Raw genomic sequence first — 16,640 nt, forward strand, 5'->3', positions numbered from 1 at the left:
CGGGCGGGGCGTGGGGGTTGCACCCCCACAAGGAAATACGAAGCGAGCCCCACATGCGCTTTCTGCATGTGAGGCTCGCTTGTGAGCGGAGTGGCAGGTGTAGGATTCGAACCTACGTAGGCTTTCACCGACAGATTTACAGTCTGCTCCCATTGGCCGCTCGGGCAACCTGCCTTACGTGCGCTTTCTCGGCGCGCAGAGCAGAATACAACGAACCCCGGTGTGTAATGCAAACCGGCTGGCCAACGGCCCTGCGGCGAGACTACGGTCGGTCTTCCGGGTAGAACTACGATGCCGGTTGCACCCGGTGTACGTGAGCCCGTCGGACCGTCAGGAACAGGAGCGCAGTGTGGCCGATTCGTCTTTCGATGTCGTCAGCAAGGTCGACCGGCAGGAGGTCGACAACGCTCTGCATCAGGCGGAGAAGGAGCTGAACACCCGCTACGACTTCCGTGGCACCGGCGCGAAGATCGAGTGGTCCGGCGAGGACAAGATCGTGCTGACGGCGGAGGCCGAGGAGCGCGTGAAGGCCGCGCTCGAGGTGTTCAAGGAGAAGCTGATCCGGCGGGACATCTCGCTGAAGGCGTTCGACGCGGGCGAGCCGGTGGCGTCCGGCAAGACCTACAAGATCACCGGCAGTCTGGTGCAGGGCATCGATGCCGAGAAGGCGAAGAAGATCTCGAAGAAGATCCGCGACGAGGGCCCGAAGGGCGTGAAGGCGCAGATTCAGGGCGACGAGCTACGGGTGAGCAGCAAGAAGCGCGACGATCTGCAGGCCGTGATCGCACTGCTGAAGGGCGAGGATTTCGAGATCGCGCTTCAGTTCGTCAACTACCGATAGCGGTTGCGCCGCAACGCCTTTCGTTGCCACACAGCCCAACGCCGACTCGGCGCGATACGAACCGAGCCCGCCAGTCATCCGGCCGGCGGGCTCGCTCGCTCAGTAGTTGCGCGGACCGCCCGCCATCTCCTCGAGCCGGGCTATCCGATCGGCCATCGGCGGGTGCGTGGAGAACCACCGCGCGGCCCGCTCACCGGCACGGAACGGGTTGGCGATCATCAGGTGCGACTGGGCCGTCAACTGCGGCTCAGGGGGCAGCGGAGCGGCCTGTACGCCGCGTTCCAGTTTCCGCAGGGCCGAGGCGAGCGCCAGCGGGTCGCCGGTGAGTTCGGCGCCGGACTGATCGGCCTGGTACTCACGGGAACGGGAGACGGCGAGCTTGATCAGGGTGGCCGCGATCGGGCCGAGCAGCGAGACCAACAACACACCGAGGATGTTGGGGCCGCCGTTGCCGCGGCCGCCGAAGGCCGACGCGAAGAAGGCCAGGTTGGCCAGGCCGGAGATGACCGCGGCCAGCGCGCCCGCGATGGACGAGATGAGGATGTCGCGGTTGTAGACGTGCGAGAGCTCGTGACCGAGCACCGCGCGCAGTTCGCGCTCGTCGAGGATCTGCAGGATGCCGCTGGTACAGCAGACCGCGGCGTGCCGCGGGTTGCGGCCGGTGGCGAAGGCGTTCGGCGCGTTGGTCGGACTGATGTAGAGCCGCGGCATCGGCTGCCGCGCCGCCGTCGCCAGTTCCCGCACGATCCGGTAGATGACCGGCGCTTCCAGCTCACTGACCGGCTGCGCGTGCATCGCCTTCAGCGCGAGCTTGTCGCTGTTGAAGTAGGCCCAGGCGTTCATGCCTACGGCCAGCAGGATGGAAATGACCAGGATCGTCGGGCTGCGGAACATAGCCCCGGCGAACACGATGATGGCCGAGAGCCCGACCATCAGACCGAAAGTCTTGAACCCGTTCGCATACCCGTGCCCGTGCATACGTCTCCTTGCCCACTCCCCCGTCCGTCGAGTGCGTTACGCCTGATCAACGATCGGCGCCGGGGCCAAAGTTCCTGAACGAGTCGGAGGCGCCGCGACGGCGCGTCCATTCACCCGACGCGTTCGATGGTGTAGCGGACGAGCTGTTCGAGCGCGTCGTTGGCCGGGCCGGCGGGCAGCGCGGACAGCTCAGCGTGCGCCAGGTCGGCGTAGCCCTGCAACTTCTCCTTGGCGAGCACCATGCCGCGCGAGCGGGCGAGCAGCGCCAGCGCCTCGTCGACCTCGTCGTCGGTCTCCAGCGGACGCGCCAGCAGCGTGCGCAGCCGGTCGCCCTCGGCGCCTTCGTCGCGCAGCGCGTACAGCACCGGCAGGGTGTGCACGCCTTCGCGCAGGTCGGTGCCAGGGGTCTTGCCGGATTGCTCGGAAGCCGAGGAGATATCGATGATGTCGTCGGAGATCTGGAAGGCGGTGCCGACCGCGTCGCCGAGCCGGGCCAGCCGCTCGATGTGCTCGGGGCCCGCGCCGGAGAAGGTGCCGCCGAAGCGTCCGGCCGCGGCGATCAGCGAGCCGGTCTTCTCCCACACGACCCGCAGGTAGTGCTCGACCGGGTCCTGCGATTCGCGCGCGCCGACGGTCTCGCGCATCTGGCCGGTGACCAGTTCGGCGAAGGTCTCGGCGATGATGCGGACCGCGTCGGGGCCGAGCGTCGAGGTGAGCCTGGACGCGTGCGCGAACAGGTAGTCGCCCGCCAGGATCGCGACGTTGTTGCCCCAGCGCGAGTTCACGCTCGGCGCGCCGCGGCGCATCGGGGCCTCGTCCATCACGTCGTCGTGGTACAGCGTCGCCAGGTGCACGAGTTCGACCACGGTGCCCGCGGTGATCAGATCGGGATCGGTCGGGCGCGGACCGAGCTGACCCGTGAGGATGGTGAACAGCGGCCGGAACCGCTTGCCGCCCGCCCGTGCCAGATGTAGTGCGGCGTCCTGGAGGAAGTCCTCGCCGTCGGAGAGCTCGGCGATCAGGAGTTTCTCGACCTCTTCCAGGCCGTTGCGCACGCTCGCCGCGAGCTCGGGGTCACCGAGTTCGACCCCGGCGACCACCGTGCTCTCATCACTAACAGCCGATGTGCTCATCTCATCTCCCAGCGCCGCGTCCGACCCCACGGTAGAGAACCTAGCGTGTCCGACCCGCGTGGCCCATGAACACCGTCACTATGCGGTGTATCAGACACTTTTCCACACGACGGCTCGGCCGGGTACGCCGCCCGGCGAGTGGTCCGGCGTCGACACCGATCCGGCTGTCCTGCAAGTATTGAGCGCATGGGTGCACCGGATGTCACAGCCGACGACCGCGCGGAGAACCCGCTGCCCGATCGCGCCGAGGTCCTGGTCGTCGGCGCTGGTCCGGCCGGTTCCGCCGCGGCCGCCTGGGCCGCGCGCGCGGGCCGCGACGTACTGCTCACCGATGCCGCGGTCTTCCCCAGGGACAAGACCTGCGGCGACGGCTTGACACCGCGGGCAACCAAAGAGCTGGAACACCTCGGGCTCGGCGAGTGGCTGCGCGCGCACACCGTCCACCACGGCCTTCGCATGACCGGCTTCGGCAGGGAAGCCCTGCTCACCTGGCCCGGCGGCTCGTTTCCGAGCTACGGAAGCGCTGTCGCGCGAACCGAACTCGACGACAAGCTGCGCGAGACGGCGGTGAAGTCCGGTGTAAGGATGCTGGACGGCATGAAAGTGGTGGATGTCACCAGGGCGGGCGACCGGGTCGCCGGTGTGACGGTGCAGACGGCGGAGGGCGCGCGCGAGATCGCCTGCGACATCCTGATCGTCGCCGACGGCGTGCGCTCGCCCATCGGGAAACTGCTGGGCCGCACCTGGCATCGCCGTTTCGCCTACGGCACCGCGGCGCGCGCCTACATCAAGTCCGGCCGCAGCGATGACCAGTGGATCACCTCGCACCTCGAATTGCGCGATGCCGACGGCCAGTTGGTGCCCGGTTACGGCTGGGTGTTCCCGCTGGGCAACGGCGAGGTCAACATCGGCGTCGGCTCGCTGGCCACCGAGAAGCGGCCCTCCCACATCGCGCTGAAACCGCTGCTGCGCCACTACACCTCGCAGCGTTATCAGGAGTGGCAGTTCGAGGGCGAGCTGCGCGCGGTGGCTTCGGCGCTGCTGCCGATGGGCGGCGCGGTGTCGAACGTGGCAGGCCGCAACTGGGTGCTGGTCGGCGACGCCGCAGGCTGCGTGAACCCGCTCAACGGCGAGGGCATCGACTACGGCTTGGAGGGCGGGCACATGCTCGCCGATCTGCTGGACGCGCCCGATTTCACCGGGCTCTGGCCGGATCTGCTCCGCGCCCGCTACGGCCGCACCTTCTCGGTGGCGCGCCGGATCGCGGGCCTGGCCACCCATCCGCGCATGGTGCCAACGGGCGGCCCGCCGGTGATGCGTTCGAAGTATTTGCAGCGCACCGCGGTCCGCGTGATGGGCAATCTCGTCACCGACGAGGATCTGGACATGACCGCGCGCGCCTGGCGTCTGGCGGGCCGGGCATCCATGCGCTACGACGACCTGCCGCCCTTCACCTGAGCGCGGGCACATGGGCGAACCCCGCGGATTGCCCGCGCTCTACCTGCTCCCGCACCTGCGCAAGGCGCGTGACCTCGCGGATCGGCACTACGCCGACCCGCTGAATCTCGACGAATTGGCCGCCGCCGCGGGCGTTTCCAAATATCACTTCTTGCGCGCCTTCGCCGCGGTGTACGGCGTGACGCCGGCCGCGTACCTGGCCGAGCGCCGCATCGAGCGCGCCCAGGATCTGCTGCGCGCCACCAACCTGACGGTCACCGAGGTCTGCATGATGGTCGGCTACACCAGTCTCGGCTCGTTCAGCTCCAAGTTCCGTCAGCTGGTCGGCGTCACGCCGTCGGAGTATCAGGCGAAATTCGCGGACGGCGCACCGCGCATTCCCGGCTGCTACGTCTTCATGCACGGCCTGTCCGACCGCAAGCGTCCCTGACGACACCGCAATTTCGGAGAAGCCGAAGCGTCGACAACGCTCATAGCCTGGGAGCATGACGACGATTACGAACATTTCCCTGGTCACCGTCTATGTCACCGATCAGGACGAGGCCAAGCGGTGGTACATCGACAAGCTCGGGTTCGTGGAGACCGGCGACGTCACCATGGGCGAGAACGGCTTCCGCTGGGTGACCGTCGCGCACCCGGATCACCGGGAACTGGAGGTCACGCTGATGATCCCCGGCCCGCCGCTCGACGAGAACATGGCCGAGGCGGTCCGGCGCGCACTGGCCAACGGCACGCACGGCGCGTTGGGTCTGCGGACGGAGAACTGTCAGAAGACCTTCGAGGAGCTCACCGCCAAGGGTGTCGAGTTCATCCAACCGCCTGCCGAGCGTCCGTACGGCACCGAGGCGATCATCCGGGACAACTCGGGCAACTGGCTGGTGCTGGTGGAGAACAAGGAGTTCGATCCGCGGAACTTCACCGAGCAGTGACGGGCGGACGAACGTCGGGCGCCCCGCGCCGGGGCGCCCGACTCGACGGAATAGGTCAGGCGGTCGCCTGCGCGCCGAACCACTCCTCGAAGAACTTGCGCTCGCTGTTGAGCACGCGGTGGAACAGCTGCTCGGCCAGCGGCTCGATGGCCCCGCCGACCAGCGTCACCTTCACCTCGACGGAGCCGACGACCTCGATCTCGCTGCCTTCGGCGGTCGGGCGCAGTTCGTAGGAGCCCGACATCCGGGTGGTGATACCCGCGGTGTCGGCCTGGAAGACGCCCTTGGCGATCTCGCCGTCCAACGCCTGCCAGTCGTCGGTGCGCGAGAGCACCAGTTCGTTCTTGAGTACTTTGCGTACGATCCCGGGAATCTTGTCCTGACGAGCCTTTTCGGTCATGTGAATGCGGATGGTGCCCGCGCCGCCCGGATGCGACAGCTCGAGTGTCGCGGTCTCGGCCCCCGCGAAGCGGGAGCGCCAGACGTCGTCGGTGGTGAGTGCCCGGTGAAGATCTTCGACCGGAACGGTGTAAGGCACGGTGAAGCTGAATTTTCGGGACATGGGCGCACACGCTAGCCGAGTCCATCGGTAGCCTGTTGCGGTGTCGGAAACCACCCAGTCCGTAAGGCGGACCGTCCGCCTGCGGCGGGCGAGAATCGGCGTACTCACCGCCGCGGCTGTTGTCAGTGTGCTCATGGTGCTGCTGGTGCTCGCGGCCTGGCGCAACGACTATCTGATCAGTTCCGACCGCGGGGTGACCACCGGCGAGGTGCTCTCGGCGGGCAGGCTGCGCTCGGCGGTCATCTACGTCACGCCCGACGGCGAGACGCACAATCCGAAGGTCGGCGTGCTGTATCCGACCAACCTGACCGCGGGCGAGCGCATCAACGTCGAGTACAGCCGCAGCGATCCCGATCTGGTCCGGGTGGCGGGTCGTGACGTCCGGGTCGCGATCCAGCCCGCCCTCTCGGTGATCGTGGTGGTGTGGGCGCTGGCCCTGCCCGCGCTGTGGTTGATCGTCCGCGCGGGCAGGCGCGAGCCCGAGCAGCGGGTCACTGCGCCCACGGCGGGCTGAGCTTGCTGCCGTCGGCCATGGTGGCCTGGAATCCGGCGGCGATCGCGACGTGCGCCACGGCCGGTTCGCCGGACGGGTTGGCGACCGAGATCGGCTCGCCCGCGGGCACGATGGCGACATCGCCCACGGCGAGCCGCTGACCGCTGACCTCCAGTACTCCGGAGAGCACGAGGAAGATCTCGTCGCGGTCCAGGACGTGCGCGTCGTCGCTGTCGCGGTGCGGCGCGACGGTGAGACGCCAGGTACAGATGTCCGCCGAGCCGCGGCTCGGCGCCGCCATGGCGCTGAACTCGATGCCGGGAAGCTCGAAGCGCTGCGCTTCGGCGGCCTTGATGACATGCATGGAAACTCCCACGAAAAGATAGACAAGCCAACTTGATCAAGTTGGCTTGTCTATCATGACGGGATGGCATCCACACCGCAAGACCCGGATCTCGGCATCCTGCTCGGCCTCGCCTGGGAGCAGTTCGTCGTCGAACTGCGAGCGTCCTTGGCGGAGCAGGGTTTCGACGACACGGGCCGTTCCGACGGCTATGTGTTCCGCTGCCTGACGAAACGGCCGATGAACGTCAGCGAGCTGGCCGAACGGCTCGCGATCAGCAAGCAGGGCGCCGCACAGATCGTCGACGACATGCAGCAGCGCGGGTACGTGGAACGCCGCCCCGATCCGGCCGACGGCCGCGCCAAACTCCTCTACCTCACCGAACGCGGCAACGCCGCACTCGCCGCCGCGCGGCGCTTCCACCGGAACCGGGAGCAGCGCCTCGTGCGCGAACTCGGCGCGGATGCGGTGAATACGCTGCGTACGGCGCTGGGTGCGATCGCGACCGAGGAGCGGCTGGCCGACCCGCAGCTGCGGGCGCTGCACATCTGACGCGCTGGGGACTGTCTGCGACAGCGCGAGGAGTTCGCCGGAACTTTCCGCGCCCTTCATGTCCGCGTGGCTGCGGCGCGCGCTGCGCGGGTCACGCTGAGGTGGTGCGCGTAGCCATCGTTTCGGAGTCCTTCCTGCCGAACATGAACGGCGTCGTCAACTCGGTGCTCCGGGTGCTCGATCATCTGGACAAGCACGGACACGAGGCGCTGGTGATCGCACCCGACACACCGCGCGGCCTGCCCGCCGCCGCATGGGCGCACGGTCGTTTCCCGGTACACCGGGTGCCCGCGGTGATGGTGCCCAAGGTCAGCTCGCTGCCGGTCGGGTTGCCGCAGCCGGGTATCACCGCCGCGATCGCCGAATTCGACGCCGACGTGGTGCATCTGGCCTCCCCCTTCCTGCTCGGCGCGGGCGGGCTCGGTGCGGCCCTGCGACTGGATCTGCCGACGGTCGCGGTGTATCAGACCGATGTGGCCGGCTTCGCCAAGAGCTACGGACTCGGACTGGCCAGCCGCGCGGCATGGGTCTGGACCAAGCGCATCCACGAGGGCGCCACCCGCACGCTGGCGCCGTCGCGCGCGGCCGCGGAAGACCTGGCCAGGCACGGCATCCCGCGCGTGCACCGGTGGGGCCGCGGCGTGGACATCGGCCGGTTCACCCCCTCGGCCCACCGCGCGGACCTGCGCGAACGCTGGCTGGGCGGACACGAGCGGCTGCTGGTCGGATTCGTGGGTCGGCTGGCCCCGGAGAAGCACGTCGAGCGACTGGCCGTACTGGCCGACGACCCCGGCATTCAGCTGGTGATCGTCGGCGACGGCCCGGAACGCGACCGGCTGGCCCGGCTCATGCCCGGCGCGGTCTTCACCGGCGAACTGGGCGGCGACGAACTCGCGCAGGCGTACGCGAGCCTGGATGTGATGGTGCACGCGGGCGAGCACGAGACCTTCTGCCAGGGCGTGCAGGAGGCGCTCGCCTCCGGCGTCCCGGTCATCGGGCCCGACGCGGGCGGTCCGCGCGACCTCATCGCGCACTGCCGCAACGGCTATCTGCTTCCGGTCGACCGCTTCACCGAACTGCTACCCAGCGCCGTGGCCGCGTTGCGCGACCCGGCACTGCGCGCCCGTTTCGCCAGCGCCGCCCGCAAGTCCGTACTGCACCGAACCTGGCCTGCCATTTGTGACGAGTTGATGGCGCACTACACCGACGTCACCGGCCAGGACTTCCGCCTGTCGAATACGGCGTGAGCCCGGCGCCCGACGGGCGAATATCGGCTCTGTGAGCGGTCACACGCGGGTCCGTAAAGGGCAGTCCCTTAAGGTCGTTGACGTGGCGAATACGCATGCAGGTCGAGCCTCACTGGACAAGCGGCCGAGCGAGGTCGCGTCGATGTTCGACGGGGTCGCGAAGCGGTACGACCTCACCAACACCGTCATTTCCGCCGGCCAGGACCGCTACTGGCGCTGGGCGACCCGCAAGGCGCTCGGGCTCCGGCCGGGCGAGCGGGTGCTGGACTTGGCGGCGGGCACCGGCGTCTCCACCTTGGAATTCGGCAAGTCCGGCGCCTGGTGCGTGGCGGCCGACTTCTCCAAGGGCATGCTCGCGGCGGGACGGTTCCGCGGTGTGCCGATGGTCGCGGGCGATGCCATGGCGCTGCCCTTCGCCGACGATTCCTTCGACGCGGTGACCATCTCCTACGGTCTGCGCAATGTCGCCGATCCCGATCTGGCGCTGCGCGAGATGCTGCGCGTCACCAAGCCGGGCGGGCGGCTGGTGGTCGCCGAGTTCTCGACGCCGATCGTGCCGGTGTTCCGCACCGTGTACATGGAGTACCTGATGAAGGCGCTGCCGCAGGTGGCGCGGGCGGTCAGCAGCAACCCCGACGCGTACGTGTATCTGGCGGAATCGATTCGGGCCTGGCCGAACCAGCGGCAGCTGGCCATGCGGATCGCCAAGGCGGGATGGTCGTCGGTCAAGTGGCGCAACCTCACCGGCGGTGTCGTCGCACTGCACCGGGGTTACAAACTGGGCTGAGCGCCGGATCTTCCCCAGGGCGGCCGCGTCGAACCGGCCGCGCTGGGGCTTTCAGGCCACGGCCTGGGGGCTTTCAGGCCACGGCCTGGGACTTTCAGGCCACCGCCGGGCGGCGACCGAGGCCGAGGCGGCGGGCGACGCGAGTCATCAGATGCGACATCCGCGAGGGGAAGGATTCCGGGGCGGGAACCGTGACCGGGCGGACGCGTCCGTTGTGGATGGCGGCGATGCGCCAGCCGTCGGGGGTGCGCGCCACGACGACGGTCTGCCGGGAGAGCCTGCGCTTCGGCAGCCGGGAACGCCACGGCATCAGCACCGACGCGGTGCCGTACAGGACGGCGACGTCGGGCGTGAGGTAGCGGATCGATTCGAGGTCACCCACCAGTGCCGAGTCCGCGAGCACGCCGCGGAACAACTGGTCGTGGTTGCGCTGATGCTCCGCGCGTCCGATGGCGCGGGTGCCGTCGTAGGAGACGTAGTCGGAGTCCTCGGTGAACAGCGCGCCGAAGGCGGCCGCGTCGTTGTCGGTCCACGCCCGCATGAAGCGCTGGAACAGGTCGCGGATCAGGGTGTCGTCGCCGGTGCGATCGAGAGTGTGGTTCATGGTGCGTTGCTCCGTGCTAATGTTTTGACTGTCGAACAATAAGATAACAGAAAGGTTCGAATGTCGAAAGATGAGAGGATCGACGCGGTCGGCGAACAGCTGCGACTGCTCCAGCGCAGCTTCGACACCTTCGACGAGGCCGCCGCCGCCCGGCTCGGCCTCAACCGCACGGATCTGCGCTGCCTGGACATCGTGCTCGGACGCGGACCGCTGCCCGCGGGCGAACTGAGCGCCGAGCTGAAACTCAGCCCCGGCGCCACCACAACGGTCATCGATCGGCTGCAACGCGCGGGATTCGTCACCCGCAATCAAGACCCGGCCAGCCGCCGCCGGGTGCTCGTCGAGGCCACCGACGCCGCACGCGCCGCCGCGGCCGACATCTTCGTACCCGTCGGCATCGCGGGAGCCCAGGCGCTGCGCCGCTACGACGCCGACCAGCTCGACCTCATCCTCGACTTCCTCGGCACCGCACTCGCCGTCCACCGCGCCGAGACCGAACGGCTCACGGCCGAAACATCGGAGCAACCGCGCTGAGCTGCGGCGACGTGACCGACGACACAGCTCACAGCCGCGATTGTTGGCTGTGAGGAGAATTGTCACCTGGCGATAACGTCCGGTAAATCCGGCGCAATCGGCGTTCCGCATGATCGGTGGCATGTCGGACGCAGCCAGCAGCCCCGCGCCGGGCACCGCCAGAACGGCGTGCTCGTACTGCGGCGTGGGTTGCGGCATCACGGTCGAGACCAAGCCGGGCGCCGAAGGGGCGCCGGTGATCGCCAAGGTCAGCGGCGACAAGCTGCATCCCGCGAACGCGGGCAGGCTCTGCACCAAGGGCGCCACCCACGCGGAGCTGATGCGGACGCCCGGCCGAATGGCCACCGCCTATCGGCGTCCCGAGCGCGGGCAGGAGCCGACGCCGATCGCCGTGGACGCCGCGGTGCGCGAGGCGGCCGATCGGCTGCGCGCGATCCTGGACGAGCACGGGCCCGACGCCATCGCGCTGTACGTCTCCGGGCAGATGTCGCTGGAAGCGCAGTACTTGGCCACCAAACTGGCCAAGGGCTACCTGCGGACCGTGCACATCGAGGCCAACTCGCGACTGTGCATGGCCAGCGCGGGCACCGGCTACAAACAGTCGCTAGGCGCCGACGGGCCGCCCGGCTCCTACGACGATTTCGAGCACGCCGACCTGTTCTTCGTCATCGGCGCGAACATGGCCGACTGCCATCCGATCCTCTACCTGCGCATGGCCGACCGGCTGAAGACGGGCGCCAAGCTGATCGTCGCCGACCCGCGCCGCACCGACACCGCCGCGCGCGCCGACCTGTACCTCCAGCTGCGCCCCGGCACCGACCTCGCGCTGCTCAACGGCCTGCTGCACCTGCTCGTCGCCAACGGCGACATCGACAAGGAATTCATCGCCGAGCACACCGAGGGCTGGGACGCCATGCCCGACTTCCTCACCGACTATCCACCCGCCGAAGTCGCCGAGATCACCGGCCTCGCCGAACAGGACATCCGCACCGCGGCGCGCTGGATCGCCGAGGCAGGCGAGTGGATGACGCTGTGGACGATGGGACTCAACCAGTCCACCCACGGCACCTGGAACACCAACGCGATCTGCAACCTGCACCTGGCCACCGGGGCCATCTGCCGTCCCGGCAGCGGGCCCTTCTCGCTGACCGGCCAGCCCAATGCCATGGGCGGACGCGAGATGGGCTACATGGGCCCCGGCCTGCCCGGTCAGCGCTCACTGCTCTCGCCCGCCGACCGCACCTTCGTGGAGACGGCATGGGGCGTGCACCCCGGCACCATTCGCACCGAGGCGGGGCCGGGCACCATCGAGATGTTCCGCGGCATGGCCGAGGGCGAGATCAAGGCGGCGTGGATCATCTGCACCAATCCGGTTGCCTCCGTGGCCAACCGGAAGACGGTGATCGCGGGCCTCGAAGCCGCCGAGCTGGTGATCGCGCAGGACGCCTACACCGACACCGCCACCAACTCCTACGCCGACCTGCTGCTACCCGCCACGCTGTGGGCCGAGGCCGACGCGGTGATGGTGAACTCCGAACGCAATGTCACGCTGTTGCAGCGCTCGGTCGACCCGGTCGGCGACGCGCGGCCGGACTGGCTGCTGATCGCGCAGGTGGCCACGGCCATGGGCTTCCCCGGCTTCGAATACGCTTCCAGCGCCGAGGTTTTCGCCGAGATCCAGGGCTTCGCCAATCCGGCGACCGGCTACGACCTGCGCGGCATGAGCTTCGACGCGCTGCGCGATGGCCCGATGCAGTGGCCGTGCGCCGAACCCGGCAAGCGCCGCAACCCGATCCGCTACTTGAACGACGGCGTCAGCCAGGATCTTTTCGTCGACGACGAGGGCCACCGCCCGCGTCTGGCCTTCGCCACCGCGAGCCGCCGCGCGATGTTCTGGCCGCGCCCGCACCTGCCGCCGGAGGAAATGCCCGACGATGACTACCCGTTCGTGCTGAACACCGGTCGCCTGCAACACCAGTGGCACACCATGACCAAGACCGGCAAGATCGCCAAGCTCACCAAGCTGACCGGGCAGCCGTTCCTCGAGGTGCATCCGGAGGACGCCGAGCGGCTCGGCGTCGGCGCTGGTGACCAGCTCGAAATCGCTTCCCGCCGTGGCCGAGCCGTGCTTCCGGTGCAGATCAGCGACCGGGTGCGCCCAGGCGACTGCTTCGCGCCATTCCATTGGAACGACGAACAGGGTGAGTACCTGACCATCAACGCCGTCACCAACGACGCCGTCGACCCGGCCTCGCTGCAACCCGAGTTCAAGCAGTGCGCCGTCTCGCTGCGCCGCGTCGCGCCGATGAAGCAGGCCGAGACTCCGGTCGCCGAAGGGGTTTCCGCGTCGCAGGCGGGCGCGCATCCGCTCGCGGTGATGCTCGGGCTGGACAGCGGGGTCGCGCCGACGCTCACCGACACCGAACAGATCTACCTCAGCGGGTATCTGGCCGCGCTGCACTCGCTGCCGGTGGTCGGTCAGCCGGTGCTGCCGGAGACCGCGCCGCTGTCCACCCGCAGCAGGCTCTGGATCGACGGACTGCTCGCGGGCATGTACTCGCGCGGCGCGCTGTCGTCCGAGGTCCCGGCTCCCCCGGCGGAGCAGCGGCCGGTCACGGTGCTGTGGGCCTCGCAGACCGGCAACGCCGAGGAGTTCGCCGCGGCGGCGGCCGAGCGCCTGGCCGAATCCGGCTTCACGCCGCGGCTTTTCGAGATGGATTCCTACGATCTCGGCGCGCTCACCGGCGACGCCCTGTTCATCAGCAGCACCTTCGGCGACGGCGGTCCGCCGGACAACGGCGTGGACTTCTGGGCCAGGCTCACCGACAGCGCGACCCGGCTCACCGGCCTGCGCTACGCCGTTCTCGCGCTCGGCGACTCCTCCTACGACGACTTCTGCGGGCACGGCCGCAAGCTGGACGAGAAGCTGGCCGAACGCGGCGCGACCCGGCTGCTGCCCCGGGTGGATTGCGAACCCGACTACGACGAGCCCGCGGCGCGCTGGCTCGACGCGGTGCTCGGCGCGTTCGGCGGCGGGAACGACAACGGCGGCGGCGGGAACGACGGCGGCCCCGACGACCGTGACGGTCCGGCTCCCTCTGGTGGTTCAGGCCTGCGCCCACCGGTGCGCGCCGCGAGTTCCGGCGGCACCATGGTGCTCACCAGGCCCGATGCCCCGGCTCCGGCACGTTCCCTGCGCGCCGCGCCCGCCCGGTTCACCCGCAACGCGCCGGTGGCCGCACCGCTCGTGCGCAACGAACAGCTCTCGCGCGCCGGATCGCCGAAAGAGGTGCGCCAGTTCGGTTTCGATCTGCGAGGCCTGGACGCGGGCTACGAGGTGGGCGATTCGCTCGGCGTGTGGCCGTCGAACTGTCCGTCGCTGGTCGAGGAGTGGCTCACCGCCACGGGCCTGGACGGCAGGCGCGTCATCGAGGTGGACGACCTGGAGATGCCGCTGACCGAAGCGCTGCGCACCCGGTACGACATCACCAAGGTCAGCCACGACCTGCTCGGCTTCATCGGCGAACGCAACCCGAGCAACCAGCTCGCCAAGCTGCTGCGCAGGGACAACCGCAACGAGCTGGACAGCTATCTGTGGGATCGCCAGGGCGTCGACGTGCTGCGCGACTTCCCGGTGCGCGCCGATCTGGTGGAATGGCTCGGCGCGCTGAAAAAGCTCCAGCCGCGCCAGTATTCGATCTCGTCGAGTCCGCTGGTCAGCCCGGACGAGGTGCAGCTGACGGTCGGCGTGGTGCGCTACGGCGAGCCCTCCGGCCCGACCGCCCGGCGCGGCGGAGTGTGTTCCACCTTCCTCGCCGACCGGGTGTCGGACGAGTCCGCCGACGCCACCGTGCCGATCTTCCTGCAGCGCGCACCGCATTTCCGGCCGCCGCTCGACCCGACGGCGCCGATGATCATGGTGGGACCCGGCACCGGCATCGCCCCGTTCCGCGGCTTCCTGCACGAGCGCAGGGCGCTGGGCGCGACGGGCCGCAACTGGCTGTTCTTCGGCGAACAGCACGCGGCGCAGAACTTCTACTACCGCGCGGAGCTGGAGGACATGTTCCGCACCGGTTTCCTGACCCGTCTCGACCTGGCGTTCTCCCGCGACCAGCGGGAGCGGATCTACGTGCAGCACCGGATGATCGAGCACGGCGCCGAGTTGTGGTCGTGGCTGCGCGACGGCGCCCACTTCTACGTGTGCGGCGATGCGGCGCGCATGGCCAAGGACGTCGACGACACGCTGCTCGCCATCGCCCGTATCCACGGCAAGCTGGACGAGGACGGCGCGCTGGCGTTCCGCAAGCAGCTCGTCGCCGAAAAGCGTTACGTGCGCGACGTGTACTGAGCCACCGCGGAGCGGCCCGCCCAGAGGCGGGCCGAATCCCGCTACACCACAGGCGGATTGAGCCGGGTGAAGTCCGGCAGGCGGTAGTACGGGTAGTAGGGGTACGGCGGGGTGACGGCGCCTGCCTTGTCCAGGCGGGCGAGCTGCTCCGGGTCCAGGCGCCAGCCGACGGCGCCGAGGTTCTGACGCAACTGTTCCTCGTTGCGCGCGCCGACGATGACCGTCGCCACGGTGGGGCGCGTGAGCAGCCAGTTGAGCGCGATCTGCGGGACGGTCCTGCCGGTCTCGGCGGCGATCTCGTCCAGCACGTCGACCACGTCGTAGAGCAGCTCGTCGTCGACGGGCGGACCGGCCTCGGCGGTCCGGTGCAGCCTGCTGCCCGCCGGAAGTGGTTGGCCGCGCCGGATCTTGCCGGTGAGCCTGCCCCAGCCGAGCGGGCTCCAGACCACCGCGCCGACGCCTTGGTCCCGGCCGAGCGGCATCAGCTCCCACTCGTAGTCGCGGCCGACCAGCGAGTAGTACACCTGGTGCGCGACGTAGCGGGTCAGTCCGTTGCGATCTGCGGCGGCAAGGGATTTCATCAGCTGCCAGCCCGCGAAGTTGGAGGCCCCGAGGTAGCGGATCTTGCCCGCGCGCACCAGGTCGTCGAGTGCGGCGAGCGTCTCCTCGACCGGGGTGTGCGCGTCGAAGGCGTGCAGCTGGAACAGGTCGATGTGGTCGACGCCGAGGCGGCGCAGCGAGCCTTCGACCGCGCCGATCAGCCGGGCGCGGCCCGAACCCGCGTCGCTGGGTCCCGGCCCGGTCGGCAGACCCGCCTTGGTGGACAGCAGCAGCCGCTCCCGCCTGCCCTTGATGGCCGCGCCCAGGACTTCCTCCGAGGCGCCGTCGGAGTAGACGTCGGCCGTGTCGAACATCGTGACGCCCGCGTCCAGGCTGATATCGATCAGCCGCCGCGCCTGCTCCACATCGGTGTCGCCCCACGCGCCGAACAGTTCGCCGCGACCGCCGAAGGTGCCCGCGCCGAAGCTCAGCGCCGGGACGAGCAGACCCGATGCGCCCAGCCGCCGGTACTCCATCTGCGTGTCCACAGTCCGAAGATTCACAGGACCGCCCTCCTAAAGGGTCTATAGTTCCGTTAACACCTTCGAACGGTACACGCCGTTCGGCACAAATGGAACTGGAGTCCCGTTATGACCTCCGAAGACCCCGCTCCCGGCTCGGTTCGCCCAGGTGGGCGCACCGCGCGCATACGCGAGGCCGTCCTGCGCACCGCGGGCGACCTGCTCGCCGAACGCGGTTTCGCGACACTGGATCTGGCGGAGATCGCCGCGGCGTCGGGCGTCGGCAAGACCACCGTCTACCGCCGCTGGGGCACCCCGGCCGGGCTCGTCGCCGATCTGCTCGACGACATGGCCGAGCAGTCGCTGCCGCGCGCCGACACCGGTTCGCTGCGCGGCGATCTCACCGCCAACGCGCGCCTGGTCGCCGAGACGCTGACCGACCCGCGCCAGAGCCGCCTCTTCCAGGCCGTGATCGCCGCGGCCACCGGCGACCCGGTCACCTCGGCGGCGCTGCGGCGCTTCTACGACGTCCGCCTCACCGAATGGGCGCCGTGCGTCGAGGACGCGATCGCGCGCGGCGAGGCGCCCGAGAGCACCGATCCGCGCGCGGTCCTCTCCGCGGTCTCCGCTCCGCTCTACTACCGCCTGCTGGCCAGCGGCGACCCCATCGACGAGGCCGTCGCCGACACCGCCGTTCGAGCCGCCATGGACGCCGTCGCCGCGGGCACGTTCGTCACGAGGCCGTCCGCCGACACCGACTGACAGCGCCG

The 16,640-nt window shown here is 69.3% G+C and carries 17 protein-coding genes and 1 tRNA gene; 11 read left to right on the forward strand and 7 right to left on the reverse strand.

Annotation, left to right across the window (positions count from 1 at the left end):
• Positions 1-91: 91 nt before the first annotated feature.
• Positions 92-174 (reverse strand) — tRNA-Tyr (locus AC3ERS_RS12490).
• 175 nt (positions 175-349) lie between these two features.
• Between AC3ERS_RS12490 and AC3ERS_RS12495 the strand changes: the two genes are divergently transcribed.
• The gene (locus AC3ERS_RS12495) at positions 350-841 is read left to right on the forward strand and encodes a YajQ family cyclic di-GMP-binding protein (protein ID WP_431966809.1); all 492 of its coding nucleotides are present in this window, start codon (positions 350-352) and stop codon (positions 839-841) included.
• Between the two features lie 99 nt (positions 842-940).
• Here the strand turns inward: AC3ERS_RS12495 and htpX are convergent, their stop codons facing one another.
• Both htpX and AC3ERS_RS12505 read right to left on the reverse strand, forming a co-directional pair.
• Positions 941-1,819: a zinc metalloprotease HtpX gene (htpX, locus tag AC3ERS_RS12500; protein ID WP_431966811.1), complete on the reverse strand. Its 879-nt coding sequence runs from the start codon at positions 1,817-1,819 to the stop codon at positions 941-943.
• A gap of 110 nt (positions 1,820-1,929) precedes the next feature.
• Complete coding sequence (locus AC3ERS_RS12505) at positions 1,930-2,952, reverse strand: polyprenyl synthetase family protein (protein WP_431966813.1); 1,023 nt, start codon at positions 2,950-2,952, stop codon at positions 1,930-1,932.
• Positions 2,953-3,138: 186 nt separating this feature from the next.
• Between AC3ERS_RS12505 and AC3ERS_RS12510 the strand changes: the two genes are divergently transcribed.
• Genes AC3ERS_RS12510 through AC3ERS_RS12520 form a run of 3 tightly spaced genes read left to right on the forward strand, consistent with a single transcriptional unit; the run spans position 3,139 to position 5,339 of the window.
• Positions 3,139-4,410, forward strand: a complete 1,272-nt coding sequence (locus AC3ERS_RS12510) for a geranylgeranyl reductase family protein (RefSeq protein WP_431966815.1) — start codon at positions 3,139-3,141, stop codon at positions 4,408-4,410.
• A gap of 10 nt (positions 4,411-4,420) precedes the next feature.
• A complete protein-coding gene (locus tag AC3ERS_RS12515; protein WP_431966817.1) occupies positions 4,421-4,840 on the forward strand; it encodes a helix-turn-helix transcriptional regulator in 420 nt (139 codons plus the stop codon).
• A gap of 55 nt (positions 4,841-4,895) precedes the next feature.
• Positions 4,896-5,339: a VOC family protein gene (locus AC3ERS_RS12520; protein ID WP_431966819.1), complete on the forward strand. Its 444-nt coding sequence runs from the start codon at positions 4,896-4,898 to the stop codon at positions 5,337-5,339.
• A 55-nt stretch (positions 5,340-5,394) separates the two neighbouring features.
• Here the strand turns inward: AC3ERS_RS12520 and AC3ERS_RS12525 are convergent, their stop codons facing one another.
• A complete protein-coding gene (locus AC3ERS_RS12525; RefSeq protein ID WP_431966821.1) occupies positions 5,395-5,901 on the reverse strand; it encodes a DUF2505 domain-containing protein in 507 nt (168 codons plus the stop codon).
• Between the two features lie 40 nt (positions 5,902-5,941).
• On the opposite strand from AC3ERS_RS12525, the gene AC3ERS_RS12530 reads away from it, so the two are divergent.
• Positions 5,942-6,415, forward strand: coding sequence for a DUF3592 domain-containing protein (locus AC3ERS_RS12530; protein WP_431966823.1), 474 nt, complete (start codon positions 5,942-5,944; stop codon positions 6,413-6,415).
• Here AC3ERS_RS12530 and AC3ERS_RS12535 read toward each other — a convergent pair.
• Entirely contained in the window at positions 6,393-6,758 is a 366-nt protein-coding gene (locus AC3ERS_RS12535; protein ID WP_431966825.1) for a cupin domain-containing protein, read from the reverse strand. The genes AC3ERS_RS12530 and AC3ERS_RS12535 overlap by 23 nt on opposite strands.
• A gap of 63 nt (positions 6,759-6,821) precedes the next feature.
• Between AC3ERS_RS12535 and AC3ERS_RS12540 the strand changes: the two genes are divergently transcribed.
• The 3 genes from AC3ERS_RS12540 to AC3ERS_RS12550 all read left to right on the forward strand — a co-directional run bounded on the left by AC3ERS_RS12540 (position 6,822) and on the right by AC3ERS_RS12550 (position 9,323).
• The gene (locus AC3ERS_RS12540; RefSeq protein WP_431966827.1) at positions 6,822-7,289 is read left to right on the forward strand and encodes a MarR family winged helix-turn-helix transcriptional regulator; all 468 of its coding nucleotides are present in this window, start codon (positions 6,822-6,824) and stop codon (positions 7,287-7,289) included.
• Between the two features lie 104 nt (positions 7,290-7,393).
• Positions 7,394-8,536 (forward strand): glycosyltransferase family 4 protein, encoded by a 1,143-nt coding sequence (locus AC3ERS_RS12545; protein ID WP_431966829.1) that lies wholly within the window; start codon positions 7,394-7,396, stop codon positions 8,534-8,536.
• An 82-nt stretch (positions 8,537-8,618) separates the two neighbouring features.
• Complete coding sequence (locus AC3ERS_RS12550; RefSeq protein WP_431966831.1) at positions 8,619-9,323, forward strand: demethylmenaquinone methyltransferase; 705 nt, start codon at positions 8,619-8,621, stop codon at positions 9,321-9,323.
• Positions 9,324-9,417: 94 nt separating this feature from the next.
• Here AC3ERS_RS12550 and AC3ERS_RS12555 read toward each other — a convergent pair whose 3' ends face one another.
• A complete protein-coding gene (locus AC3ERS_RS12555; RefSeq protein ID WP_431966833.1) occupies positions 9,418-9,927 on the reverse strand; it encodes an SgcJ/EcaC family oxidoreductase in 510 nt (169 codons plus the stop codon).
• A 60-nt stretch (positions 9,928-9,987) separates the two neighbouring features.
• On the opposite strand from AC3ERS_RS12555, the gene AC3ERS_RS12560 reads away from it, so the two are divergent.
• Both AC3ERS_RS12560 and AC3ERS_RS12565 read left to right on the forward strand, forming a co-directional pair.
• Complete coding sequence (locus AC3ERS_RS12560) at positions 9,988-10,461, forward strand: MarR family winged helix-turn-helix transcriptional regulator (RefSeq protein ID WP_431966835.1); 474 nt, start codon at positions 9,988-9,990, stop codon at positions 10,459-10,461.
• Between the two features lie 121 nt (positions 10,462-10,582).
• Positions 10,583-14,809 carry a bifunctional nitrate reductase/sulfite reductase flavoprotein subunit alpha gene (locus AC3ERS_RS12565; RefSeq protein WP_431966837.1) on the forward strand — a complete coding sequence of 1,409 codons (4,227 nt, stop codon included), beginning with the start codon at positions 10,583-10,585 and terminating at the stop codon, positions 14,807-14,809.
• Positions 14,810-14,850: 41 nt separating this feature from the next.
• On the opposite strand, the gene AC3ERS_RS12570 is transcribed toward AC3ERS_RS12565, so the two are convergent.
• Positions 14,851-15,885, reverse strand: a complete 1,035-nt coding sequence (locus AC3ERS_RS12570) for an aldo/keto reductase (protein ID WP_431967408.1) — start codon at positions 15,883-15,885, stop codon at positions 14,851-14,853.
• 114 nt (positions 15,886-15,999) lie between these two features.
• Between AC3ERS_RS12570 and AC3ERS_RS12575 the strand changes: the two genes are divergently transcribed.
• Positions 16,000-16,632 carry a TetR/AcrR family transcriptional regulator gene (locus AC3ERS_RS12575; RefSeq protein WP_431966839.1) on the forward strand — a complete coding sequence of 211 codons (633 nt, stop codon included), beginning with the start codon at positions 16,000-16,002 and terminating at the stop codon, positions 16,630-16,632.
• Positions 16,633-16,640 lie beyond the last annotated feature (8 nt).

The organism is Nocardia sp. bgisy134, assembly GCF_057708325.1.